At 41.7% G+C, this 13132-nt stretch carries 10 protein-coding genes; 1 reads left to right on the top strand and 9 read right to left on the bottom strand.

The genetic code is table 11. From position 1 onward, the window contains the following. Window positions 1-469: 469 nt before the first annotated feature. From V7L12_RS32840 to V7L12_RS32830, 3 genes are all read right to left on the bottom strand, one after another. Window positions 470-2758 (bottom strand): FUSC family protein, encoded by a 2289-nt coding sequence (locus tag V7L12_RS32840; RefSeq protein WP_335090832.1) that lies wholly within the window; start codon window positions 2756-2758, stop codon window positions 470-472. Window positions 2759-2866: 108 nt separating this feature from the next. After that, window positions 2867-3340, bottom strand: a complete 474-nt coding sequence (locus tag V7L12_RS32835; protein ID WP_335090830.1) for a hypothetical protein — start codon at window positions 3338-3340, stop codon at window positions 2867-2869. Between the two features lie 128 nt (window positions 3341-3468). Continuing rightward, window positions 3469-5442: a dynamin family protein gene (locus tag V7L12_RS32830; RefSeq protein ID WP_335090829.1), complete on the bottom strand. Its 1974-nt coding sequence runs from the start codon at window positions 5440-5442 to the stop codon at window positions 3469-3471. 143 nt (window positions 5443-5585) lie between these two features. On the opposite strand from V7L12_RS32830, the gene V7L12_RS32825 reads away from it, so the two are divergent. Beyond that, window positions 5586-6869: a hypothetical protein gene (locus V7L12_RS32825; RefSeq protein ID WP_335090827.1), complete on the top strand. Its 1284-nt coding sequence runs from the start codon at window positions 5586-5588 to the stop codon at window positions 6867-6869. A 95-nt stretch (window positions 6870-6964) separates the two neighbouring features. On the opposite strand, the gene purU is transcribed toward V7L12_RS32825, so the two are convergent. The 6 genes from purU to V7L12_RS32795 form a co-directional block, all read right to left on the bottom strand. Beyond that, window positions 6965-7819 (bottom strand): formyltetrahydrofolate deformylase, encoded by an 855-nt coding sequence (purU, locus tag V7L12_RS32820; protein WP_335090825.1) that lies wholly within the window; start codon window positions 7817-7819, stop codon window positions 6965-6967. 96 nt (window positions 7820-7915) lie between these two features. Next, window positions 7916-8539, bottom strand: coding sequence for a DUF4340 domain-containing protein (locus tag V7L12_RS32815; protein WP_335090823.1), 624 nt, complete (start codon window positions 8537-8539; stop codon window positions 7916-7918). 98 nt (window positions 8540-8637) lie between these two features. After that, window positions 8638-10356 (bottom strand): GldG family protein, encoded by a 1719-nt coding sequence (locus tag V7L12_RS32810; protein ID WP_335090821.1) that lies wholly within the window; start codon window positions 10354-10356, stop codon window positions 8638-8640. A gap of 236 nt (window positions 10357-10592) precedes the next feature. Further along, a complete protein-coding gene (locus tag V7L12_RS32805) occupies window positions 10593-11405 on the bottom strand; it encodes an ABC transporter permease (RefSeq protein ID WP_334824050.1) in 813 nt (270 codons plus the stop codon). Continuing rightward, complete coding sequence (locus tag V7L12_RS32800; protein WP_335090820.1) at window positions 11406-12410, bottom strand: ABC transporter ATP-binding protein; 1005 nt, start codon at window positions 12408-12410, stop codon at window positions 11406-11408. A 527-nt stretch (window positions 12411-12937) separates the two neighbouring features. Beyond that, the coding region (locus V7L12_RS32795; RefSeq protein WP_335090818.1) for a hypothetical protein at window positions 12938-13132 on the bottom strand (195 nt) is incomplete at its 5' end.

The raw sequence follows: 13132 nt of genomic DNA, 5'->3' as shown, positions 1-13132 counted from the left end.
CATTGGCATTGTATCGGGATGCATTGGCATTGCAGAGGGACGCATTAACATTGTATTGGGATGCATTGGCATTGTATCGGGATGCATTGGCATTGCAACGTATTGCCAAATTTAATTCGTTACGAATTAATGAAATGCTGTACTAAGTGTTTACGCCGCAGAAACCACACAAAAACAGGTTTTTACAGCCAGATTTTAACTCCATATTGCAAAACCAGCCAATCCTGTCATATCATGTCCGCTTGATTACTTATTAAACCCGAAGAACCCCACCCCGCCAAAGCTACGCTTCGTCTCCCCTCCCCGCTTGCGGGGAGGGGATTAAGGGGTGGGGTGTAATGACTAGGGGAATCATAACTAATTATGCGGACATGATATCAAACTGGTAGCTGCGATCGTAGACTCACAAAAAATCAAGAGGTTAACACCCGCGTGGTGCGCGGAACGCAGCGCCAGCGTGAAAAGAAAATTATTCTTGCAAACGAGCAATTACACAGTGCATAACTTTAATTTCATTAACAATTCGATCCAGTTCTGTGGAGAGTAGAGTTTGTTCTCGAACGGCTTGTAATGTGGGAGTTAAAGTGTTGGAATTGGTGGCAATCTCTGATAACCGAGCAGTATGTAGCTGTTGAATTTGGTTGTGAATTGCTTCGAGATAGCTATCCAGCGCTGGTAATGGTTGAGGTGGCTGTCCCTGCCCAAGGGCATCTGCTAAGTTTTCCAAAATTTGGACAATGGTATCGGCAAGTCGCTTGAGTTCAGTAAATTGGTACTCGCCGCTAAATTCCCGCAGATGTTCTGCCAAAGTTGTTACCGAACTGAAAAAGCCACGAATGTATGCCATCAGCGTCATTACAGGTTCGATTTCTCCCTGAATATGACGAGGTTCGCTGAATAATCGTTGAGCTGCGGCGTTAGCGTTGACATTCTCTAGTGCTGCTTGGTGGCGTAGCATGTTGATAGAATCAGCAAACGCATTATGTTCTGGATGGAGATAGTTAGCAATTACTTGCTGAAAGTAAGCAAGATTAGCTCGAATTGTCTTTTCTAGTTGTGCAGGAAGTTGCTGTCGTTCCCAACGCGGGAAAAGCAAATAGCTACCAAGCAGTGCTAAGGCACCCCCAGCAAAGCTATCGAAGATCCGCAATACTCCAACCTGCCAGCCACCTGCACTAATAATGTTGAGTAGCAATATGATGGCGGGAGTGAGTAGTATGGTGAATATACTGTAGCTTAACGGTCGCACCGACATCGCCACAAACACAAGCACCAGGAAACAAACTGCGATCGCCAATTGATTCTTAACTAGTAAAACCAGAGCAATACCGATAATTCCACCTAAAATAGTACCGATGACTCTTTGCACTGTTGTCTGTGACGTTCCACCAAAGTTGGGTTTAAGTGCAACTAAAGCTGTGAGCGTTATCCAGTAACCTCTAGGTAGTTGCAATAGTGAGGCAATTAATTCAGCAAAAGTTGTGATCAGTGCGAGGCGCAACGCATGACGAAAGAGGACTGAATCAAAAGTGAAGTTATTGCGTAGCGTATCAATAATTGTAGAACCCTCTGGTTGGGCTGGGGGGGAAATATCTCGCTGGGCAATGCTGTTGCGTAGTTTTCCTTGGCTTAAATCTGTAACAATCTCTGCATCAGTATGAATTTGCTCTGCTATCTTTGTCAGACTGGCTGTAATCTTCCCAAGGTTAACTAGATCGGAATAGTCATCTGTCTGAGCAGTGATGGTTTGACTGAGGAATTGAGAGCGCAGAACTTGGCTTTGGTGTTCTAGTGCTTCAATACTCCGATCCAGATCCCCTAAGTGAGGTGAGTTTTTTCCTTTGGCGATCGCTTGTGATAACATTTGCAGAGCAATTGCCAACTGTTGTATCACTTGCTGAATTTCTTTCTGTAACCGAGAAAATAGTTGATGTTCGGATGCGATCGCTAATAGTTCGTTCAGTGCTACAACAGAATTGACAATTTGATTTATATCCTCAATTAATACGAGTAACTGATTTCCCCGCAGGTTAGCTCCTCTTTGCCTAGTCCAGATAGTTGTCCAGACGCTACGGGCAGATGTCAAGTTCTGAATGAGTGTATCCTGAGCTTGCAAAAATCGCTGTTCCCACTGCTGACGATCCTTTGGATTTAATGCTCTGTGGCCTGCCAAGTCCACAAAATTGCTTAATGAGAGATAACAGTTAGCGACTATCTGCATTGCAGGTACATAAGGACGCACCACCCACAGTCCTAATGACAAGACAGTTGTCCATGTTCCACCAGCCAGACATAGCGCACAGTGTTGAATAAGAGTAGACAAATTAGAAAATGCAGCGAATCTAGCCAGCGCAATCACAAACATAATTGAAGTAATCAAGCTGACAGATGCAGCCACGTTGCCATAGAGATTTGCTAAACCTGTGATAAATATTACCAAGAATGTGGTCGGGACAGCTAACCAGAGATGACTGCTAACCAGACTTGCGATTAGGAACATCACAGTTACCCCAATCGTAGCTGCGATCATCGCAATCGCTCGCTGACGATAGGCTCCGTCAACATTGACCATCCCAACGAACCAAGCGGCCATAGTGGCGATCGCACTTTCAGCAGCATGACCTGTAATGATTCCAATTCCAATCGGGACACCCAGTATAAAAAGGCTACGCAATCCAGAAGAAAGGGCGGGTTTACCTGGCTGGAGTTGAAACTGCTGCAACAACCAACCCAGAGGACGTTTATCTGTAAATGACATTATGAGACTGGCGACTATAACAAAGCGCGATCGCTTCTTAAAGCATTTTAGCCAGATATAACTGCGTGGAGGATGGCTGTAATATGTCTTTTGAGGTCACTGAGTTGTTTAATTTTTACTATCACTGGTGCATTTACTGAGAATGACTTCCAGCCCATTCTGTACTTGCTCAAGTTCTTGGCGCTTTTGGTAAATCCACATCTTTTGTGCCTCACGTTGTTCCAGGGTTTCATTGTGAGCCTTTTCCTGCTGTTCGAGAAGATTTTCGTAAAGTGCGATCGCTTGTGCGATTACTCGACTGGATGATTCAACTCGGCTATTAAAAACTGAGCCAACTATTTCATCTAATTTATCAGAGAATTTATCTATAGATTCATCAAATTTTTCAAATCCTAGTTCAAAAATTTTTCCCTTTATTTGGTCTTTTAGTCCATCAAAATCTAGCATTCCTAAACCAAACGAACCTGCAATTGCAGCAGCTACACTTGCAATAATTACAGCAATAAAACCAACTCCTGTAAATACTATTAATCCAGCAGCTAAAGCACCACCTATTCCAACACCACCGCCAAATCCTCCCATACCTGTAAAGTCATCATTTATACCATTGATTGAAAGTTGTAGCTGTTGACTGAAATTTGTTTGTATATGTTCGTCAAGGCTTTGAAACTGACCTTGAATTGCATCTAGTTCATACGCAATACTAGTGTCTAAATACTTAAGTTTTTTTGTAAAATTACATCTTTAAGTTTTGTATTTCCCCATTCATCTATTTCTTTTGACAAGTCTCTAATAAATTGATTTGTATAATCTATAATGAGTTTGTCTTGGCTCCAAACAGGGCTATATTCAGAATACCAGTGTTGACTTTTTTTAGCCATGCGATCGCCCAATCCTTCACGCCATTCATCCCAAGATTCAGCAATTTGTTCAAATACTAAGTCTATCAGTTGATCTGCCAATAGACGGATTCTGACATCGCGCCCACTGGCTTCTCCTATTTTTTCTAAAACTTTCTGCTTTTCTGCTTCAGAAATTTGAATTTTTCCATCTAAAGTATTCTGGGATTGATATAGCCCATCTAAACCTTTTTCGATGATTCTATTTATGTGACTAATAGAGTGCTTAATTTTTACTATTCCACTATCAAACGTCAGAAACTTCTCAATAGACTCGGTAAAATTTTGGAAGGCTTTCAAATACTCATCTTCAGTTCCCTGCAAAATTGCATCCAGCGCAGCTTGAGCAGAAATAAAATGAACACGGTTTTCACCTACAACTATAGGATTTTGACCTTGTACAAATCTTTCAATCCTCTGTCGCACCTGCTCACGTCCTTTTTCACTACGCACTAAATCTATAAAATTTCCTACTACAAAAAGATTGTTAGCAGGTTCATTTTCTTTACCATGATTTAGTTGAGTTCTCACATCCTGGAGTAAGTCACGTTCTACCTGAGTTAGAGAACGTGAGGCATTAGTTAGGAATATAACTGCATCCGTATCCTTCAGCAGTTTTTGAGTAATGGCGGTGCGGTCAGGGTGTTCGTTTAATCCTGGAGAATCTACAATTTCTACCCCACTACTGCATAACTCTAAATCAGGATGCTCAAAAACAATTTCATCAATTTCATCATGTGCTAATGCGTCACTCAGACATCCAAGTGCTGCATCTTCTGAAATTGTTGCCTTTAATTGATATTGCTCAAAAGGAATTTCTTCTTCTCGTCCATCTTTATAACGACAGACTACCCGCTTTTGGGTTCCATATTTTAAAACTGTTATCATACCACTACAAGGAATCTCTCTGGCAGGTTGAATTTCTTCACCTAGTAAGGCATTAAGTAAGGTTGATTTTCCTTGACTAAACTCGCCTAGCACTGATAGTCGAAAGCGCTGGGATTGTATTTTTTGAGATACTTTCCCTAACTCCTCTATCAAAGTGTGAGGCAAGAAGCCACGATTGGTACAGTCTTGAATTATCTGAAATAGCTGATAACAACAATTGTCTAATTGTTTACGATCTTGTTGGAACTTTTTCAATTCTTCGTAAGATATATTTATGTGCGGTTTAGTTATTTTGTATTCTGCTTTAGCAGGTAGAGCGGCTAACATATCACTTGCAGCCTTGACAAATATAGTATCCAGTTCTTGAAAATGAGCAGGGTTGAGTAAAAAATGCACTTCATTTAAAGCAGCAGTATCCACATTTTCTTGATGAATCAAACCAGCCTCTAAAACTGCTAAATGTTGTGGTTTAATGTTTAACTGCTTGGCAACTATCTCCAAATATTTTTTTTCACATGAATCAATTTCACCATCTGCTGCTGACATTTCATAGCCAAAGCTAATTAACAACAGCTTTTCTGATTCCGAAAGCGGAGCCACTAATGCTAGTAAGTTATTAACTTGCTTATAAATTTGATTCTCTTTGACTCCCTTAATCATCAAATGTGTCAACTTACGCACATCACTTTCTGGATTACTAAATCGATAAAGGGTTGTCAGTAAACGTTGCTTTTCTGACTCTGCTACTATGCCATCTACAAATATCACTCCTAGCAGCACCGTGACTAAATTTGCCAGAAATATCACAGGTGGTGTGAGATTCTTTTGAGTCAGTTTTTGTCCGGTAATCTGCGACAATAGCTCAACAGCCTGAGAGTTAACTAGTGAAGTATCCATAAATTATGTAAGGCGAGAGAGTTTTTCAGGCTTAGTATGCCCAGATTTAGACAAAATTAATTAATATACCGAATAAATACGGTTATCTTTACTTTTTTATACCAGTTAGGCTCAAGAAAATTAGTTTTAAGCAACCTAAAAATATGCTGTTCCAATTTGCGCCTGCAATTCAAGCTGGTATTGAAACTGGTAAATATCTACAAGTCTTTAGCAATGGAGTACCTTTAAGCATGGTTAGAGGAGCAAACGGGCAGTTTATTGCCCATGCTATTGGTGCTACAGTGAACAACCGCCCTTTATCTCCACTGATAGCAGCTTCAAATTTACTTATCAGTGGGTCGCAGATGTATCAAACTCAGCAAGGCTTTACAGCAGTACTGAATGGCTTGCAAACTATACAGACTAGCTTGGGTGTGCTGCAAGCAACTACAGCCTTAATTGGTGTGGGAACGATCGCAGGTGTGGCGTTGACAGCAGTCAACCTGCACCAAACAATGAAATTAAGAAAAGAAGTAGAGCAAATGAGGCTGGAAGTCAAAAACGGTTTTATTGACTTGAAACAAGCTTTAAAAGACCAAGGAGTAGAAATTAGACAAATAATCGAACAAGTAGCCCAAGATATCAAATTTGAACAACATCGCACAGCTTTAGTCAGGGCGTATGGAGTGTTTATCCAGGCGATGAACCGCTTCCGTTCAGCGATGCAATTGCAAGATTTCAGCCGGAGGAACGCTGAGATTGATGGCGTTAGGGGAATGTTATTTGCGGCTTTAGCTGATTACAGTAATCCGCATCTACTGGAAGAAACCTGTGCAGCTGGTCAACTACGCAGACTTGAATGCGCTTGGGCAATTGAACAGGCGATTGTTGCAACTTATCAAGTGCAGAATGAGGTTTCAGCAGTCAGCGATCGCCTGATCCTACTCCAAGATAAAATCTGTCAAGATGCTCTCACTGTGATTAATCGCTGTGAATCACATGATGAGCTTGATTTTCTCTTTCCCGAAATTATCCGCATTAAAAATCATGATTTAGCAGTATTGGATTCGTGGCAAAATCATGTTGATTGGATACAATCACTTCCTTCATCAGATTTAAAACTTTTAAGTAGCGCTGATTTTAATAGTTCAGATACTCACTACTCCCCAATCAATGTAGCAGAACCGCCAGAACAATTAGTATATGAGAGTTTAGCCGAAAAATCTCATTTTTATTCGCTTCGTGACCAGTTGTTATTTCTATTCGAGCCTGAACTACGTCGAGAGTACGAATTTTATATTAGTGAACAAGCTGGAATTACTGGTTATAAAACATTAGTTACATCTAATTTACAACAGGCATCAGACTTAACTGTTGGTAATCTTTATTACTATTTTAAAATTAGAGATGAATCAAAAGATGAGACAGAGTTAGTTTCAGCTAACTAAAACAGCTACGACAATTTTTGAAATAACCATTTTATCAAGTCCGCCGATGCGGGCTTTTTTGCATAGTTGCAAATTAGGTTGACTCAAATGTAAAATCACTCAAAGACTACTGTTCTATTTCCATATACTAATACACGATTTTGTAAATGCGATCGCACCGCTCTTGCTAATACAACTCTCTCCAAATCTTTGCCCTTTCTCACCAAATCATCAACTTCATCTCGGTGACTAACTCGCACCACATCCTGTTCAATAATTGGGCCTGCATCTAAATCTGCGGTGGCGTAATGCGCCGTTGCACCAATAATTTTTACACCCCGTTCAAAAGCTCGGTGATAAGGGTTTGCTCCGATAAAAGCAGGTAAAAATGAGTGATGTATATTAATAATTTGCGGAAAATGACTAATAAAATCTGCACTAACAATCTGCATATATTTCGCCAATACAACTAAATCTATTTTGTACTGGCGGAGTAATTCTAGTTGTTGGGCTTCTTGTTCTGATTTATTATCTTTATTTATGGGAATGTGCTGAAAGTCAATATTAAATTGCTCTGCCACTACCTTTAAATTAGAATGGTTACTAATAATTAAAGGAATTTCAGCAATAAATTCTTTAGCGCGTTGTCGCCAAATTAAATCAAATAGACAATGGTCTTGCCGACTTACCCAAATAGCAATGCGTGGTACTGTATCAGAAAAACGTATTTCCCATTTAGCACCTAAAGGTTGTGCGATCGCATTAAATGCAGGGGCAATAAATTCTCGCGGTAAATTGAATCCCTCCAACTGCCATTCAATGCGGGTAAGGAATAACCCAGCAGCAAAATCTGTGTGCTGATCTGCATGGATAATATTACCACCGTTAGAATAGATAAAATTGGCAAATTTCGCCACCAGTCCCCGTTGATCGGGGCAGGAAATCAGCAATGTTGCTGTCGGATTTGTCATGGTAACTTAGAAAAACTAGTGAGATTTGAAGTAGAGTAGCACAGATGTGCTAACCCACTGTGCGTTACCGAAACATACCACAGAAACCGTAATTGCTTATTTACTATTTGTCGGAGGTGGTAAAGGGGTGCTGAGTCCAGGTAGTTTCTGACTATTATCTACAGGTTGTTTCCACTCTGATAGTTCCCGATTTACGGCATTGGCAAAATCTGTAGATACCAACAGCACATTTATATTACTATCAGGTTTAGCAGCAGGGTCAGCTTGAGCATACAAGAAACGACCGTTAAAGTTAGATTTACCCAAAATCAACTGATGGCTTTGTCGGTTTTTCAGGGTAATATTAATAGTTGCTTGGGGTGGATCTAAGGCAAATTCTCCAAGCTGTTTTGCTGGAGTTGATAAAGTGCGCTCGCTATTACCTTTGACTAACAAATCCATTAAATAAGAAACAATAGCGTCATTTGCTGGGCCCGATATCGGAGATTTGATTAACCACTTGGGGTTACTAGATTCAGGGCTACGTTCCAGATTCAGGGTGAGTTTTTTTGTCTTGACTGTTAAAGACTCCACATCATCTTCTCTAAAAGAGAAAATTTTCTGCTTTTGCTCCTTTGTTTCTTCTCGCACAGTCGCACCCCGAATTTCATAGAAGTAAACAAAACCACCTAAAGCCAGCGCTAGGAGTATCAAAATTAAAGTCGTTCGCGGCAATTTCATTTTTTAGTCATTGGGCATTGGACATTGGGCATTGGACATTGGGCATGGGGAATTAGTGAAGAGTTAATATTTATAACTCCTAACTCCTAACTCACTTCTTACCGTCGTTTCCACCAAATAATAACTGCGATCGCAAACCCAATTAAGGGTAAAATCAACAGGGATGACAATATTAAAAGATTACCTTGGGTGGTTGTCAGGGTTATCCGCCGATTTTTCGGTTCTTTGGGGCGAATGGAAAGGGGTTGCTGATCTTGTTGACTCAGCCAAGTAACTGAGTTGAGGAATACATCTCCATTTAATTGCTGTTGAAACAAACCATCAGTGGCGAAATCGGAATTTCCTAAAACTACTAAACGGGACTCAGTGGCTGTTTGAGATGAGGGAGTAGGGGAAGGAGTGGGGCTAGTCTTGCTTTGAGTGGTGGGTGATGGTAGGGGTAACGCTTGTGGAGTCTTGGGAGAAGGGGAAGGAGTGGGGCTAGTCTTGCTTTGAGTGGTTGGTGATGGTAAAAGTGAAGGTGTGGGTGAAGCTTGGGGAGTGGAAGTAGATTTGGGTGTTTGTTTTCTTGTTAAGGCAACACCCAAGGTTAGAGGCCCTTTCAGGTCTTTATCTGCATTAAACTCCAATTTTTCGCTTTGGAGGTCGCTTTCCGCCCAACTGTTGGGGTAGGGTTTGGTTCGTAGCAGTGGAGTAGCTTGAACACCAGGCACAGAGTTAATTTCCAGTGGTCGGGCAATTGGATAAAAAGAATTACCGTTACCGAAATCTTTGGTAATCGGATGTTGTCCATATTCTGTAACTAAGGGTGCGGCAGGGCCAAGTCCCACGACGCTTTCCCCAGAAATATCTACTGCTAAACGATTATCCAGACGAACACCCCACTCTTGTAGCAAGCTGTTAAGTTTGGGATCGGTATTAGGATCGATCATCAGCAGTAAGTTACCGCCGCGATTAAGATATTCTTGCAAGGCTTTGACTTCACCCTCAAACAGTCCTCGTTTGGGGCCAGCTACTATCACTACAGCCGCATCTTGAGGAACTTTAGAAGTTTCTCCTAAATTCAGGGGTGATGTTGTGAAATTTTTGTCGCCTAATCCCTGAACTGCTTGTGATATTGCACCTTTACCAGCCGAAAGTTGCCGTTCGCCATGACCTTGGAGTAAGTAAACTTTGGCTGTGGTTGAATTTGTTAGTTGTTGCAGGCGACTAGTTAATCTGATTTCTGACAGGCGCTCATTTTCATTTACTGTCTGTACTAATTGCCGTTTATCACTAGATTCTAAGTAAACTTCTCCATAATCTTTGACGCCAAACTTTTCTGCAAGTCCTGGTCTAGCTTGGGGATCGATATACTCATATTTAAATTTTGAGCTTTGGCGCTGATAATTTTCTAGCAGTTCTCGGTCTTGAGGATTTTGGTTAATATCAAATATCCACACTTTAACTGGCTGTGGTAAAACCCTTACTAATTCACGTGACTGGGGTGCAAGGGTAAATAATTGAGCTTCTGTTAAGTCTGCTCGTAAGTGGTAGCGAGTCCCCAAAAAGTTAATGAATCCTAAAATTGCTAATACTGCTAAAGTCGCCACTAGGGCATTAGTCCCAGCTTGGGTAGAACGACGGTTCCACCAGTTACTCTGATAGCTTTGCCATATTATCCCCAATCCACTAATAACAATTCCCGTAATTATAAATGCTAATGGAATTAATCCCCATTGTTCAGAGACTAATCCAACTGTTAAGCCAACAGTAATTAGGAATGGGCCCAACCAAAACAGATATTTCCACAGTTTCTTTTTTGCAACTATCTTCATATTATTAGACTGAAGTGAGGAGTTAGGAGTTTGGAGTTTTAACAAAACACAATTCAGGAGTCAGGAGCCATAATTCAGAATTAATTTAATTATGTATGACTGGTGGATACAGCGTCTCTCTCATAGAGAGCGTCTGAATAAACGGGTTTAAGTCTCCCCCTTTCTTGTTCTGAATTCTGTATTCTAGATTCTTCTTCAACTACTCACTCCTAACTTTTAACTCATAACTTATATAACTACTGCCTTTGAAAACGCAGTGCATCAATTGATTGAGCTGTGAGAAAGATGCCTAAAAAAATGTAACTGGCAAATAAAATTAAAGCGCTAGTATCCAAAATGCCTTGGATTAAAGTGTTGTAATGTTTTAGTAACGATAGATAACCTAAAGCTTCGCCTACGGGGCCAGGGACAATTTTGGCGATTAAATCAATCAATAACAATAATAAGATTACTGCAAAGGTAAAAACGGCAGACAAAATTGTGCTGTCTGTTAATGAAGAAATAAACATTCCTACAGATAAAATTGCCGCTGCTAGTAAAATTAATCCAAAATGACCGAGCAAGGGAATTGAGGGTGTCATTGGTGGATTTGAGCCGCTGATGGCGATCGCTTCCAACACTAGCATGGGTACAACCATTGTGATAAAAAATGTGATCACGCCTAATAATTTACCTACAGCTACCGCCCAATTGGTGATTGGTGAGGTGGCTAATAGTTCTAAAGTGCCCCGCTTCCGTTCTTCGGCATAGAGTCCCATTGAGAGTATTGGCAGGATAAACAACAATAGCCATCCCATACGATCTAAAAATGCTCGGACAAATTCGTAGGGGACATCTATTGGTGGTACTGGTACTCCCAGTTGTTGCCCTTGTGCATCTATTGCCGCAACTCCTACCAAAATGCCGTCTGGCCCTAGCAAAATCATCACGAAGAATAACCCGGCGATGAACCAAAATATGCCTGCGATCGCATAAGCCAAAGGTGATACAAAATAACTCTGTAACTCTCGGCGATAAATGGCAATAATATTACTCAGCACTATACCCATTTACGCTGCCTCTCCTTCGTTGTCTGCTGCTAAGTCTACATCAGGATCGAAATTCTTTTCTTCTGTGGTCAGTTGCAAGAATACATCTTCTAAGGTAGCGTTAACCCGCCGCAGTTCATGTAAACCGAATCCTGCACGCACTAATGTTGTAGCAATATCGCCTCCTGGTTCTTTTCCGGGTTGCGATATCACCCGCAGATAAGCGCGATTTTCCTGGGGCTGATGACCTCCGGCTGTGGGAATTGATTCTACCAGGCTCACACCCGCGACTTTTTGCAATACCTGTTTCGCTAGAGCGGCTTCTCCTTCTATTTCTAATTCATACCCTGAACCACCTGTCAACTGAGTCATCAGGTTTTCTGGTGTATTAGTTGCCACTACTTTACCGCGATTGATGATGGCAACGCGGCTACAAGTCATACTCACTTCTGGCAGAATATGCGTGGAAAGAATAATTGTGTGAGTACCAGCGAGACTTTTAATTAAATTCCGCACCTCAATTATTTGCCGGGGATCGAGTCCAACGGTGGGTTCATCCAAAATGATCGCTGGTGGATCGTGGACGATCGCTTGAGCAATTCCTACCCTTTGGCGGTATCCTTTGGAGAGTTTGCGAATAATCACCCGCCGCTTGTCTTCTAAATTGCAGCGTTCGATGGCGGCTGTTACCTTGTTGGGGCGATCGCCTGCTGGAACTCCCTTAATTCGGGCGACAAAATGCAAAAATCCCTCCACTGTCATGTCTGGATATAACGGCGGTGTTTCCGGTAAATAACCAATCCGTTGGCGCACAGCCAGAGAATTTTCATGGACATCATAACCAGCAATCCGGGCATTACCATTGGTTGCCGGTAAATAACCAGCCAGAATCCGCATTGTTGTGGTTTTACCAGCGCCATTGGGGCCCAACAACCCTAAAATCTCCCCAGGCTCAACGCTAAAAGTGACATCAGTAATCGCTGGGGTGGAGCCGTATATTTTACTCAGATGTTCAACTTCAATCATCCGTATAGTGGCGATCGCAATTTATAGAATACCCAACAATCTTAGATCACGATATTGGGTATGGGGGACTGGCACTAAGATTAGCCGACAATGGGTAAAGTTCCTGAAAATTGAGCTTCATCTCAGGAGAATAGGAATGTAATTCTTCTTGAGAGCTTCTGCTTGCGTGAGAATACTATGTTATTTGAGGGATCAACGCGAAAATATAGCGGTTCCCATTCAGATGCGGTACAACATTATATCGCGGGGTGTAGGGGCACGGCAGTGCCCATACGTGTCAACTTAACGTGAAACCCTTGTCAAGACTAGATATTGAGTTCATTCACTTAACCATTACGATCCCCATCACCTCACCCCGGTTTTGTCTAAAGCCAAAACCGCCCCTCCCCTTACCAAGGGGAGGGGTTGGGGGTGGGGTAAAGCGTATGTGGGACAAGCGCTTCAGCTTAAGTTGACACCAATGGGCAGTGCCGTGCCCCTACGGTGTACCTCACGCAAACGAGAAGCGCTATATGAGGGGTTAAAACTCAAAACGGAAATAGGCTATTTCGGGATGCGTAGGCGCACGCCGTAGGCATCACACTTTGCAGCAGAGGCAGGAATGCGATCGTTATTTGTATATAAAAATTGGCGTTGCATAATAGGGTATGAACATAGGGTGCTAAAACATGAATTGTCCTGACTGTGGCTCTAAAAACATCCGTAAGAATGGGATAAAAAGA

This window comes from Nostoc sp., from assembly GCF_036918245.1.
In the GTDB taxonomy this organism is placed as follows: domain Bacteria; phylum Cyanobacteriota; class Cyanobacteriia; order Cyanobacteriales; family Nostocaceae; genus Nostoc.
This window is presented reverse-complemented; position numbering and strand designations above follow the sequence as displayed.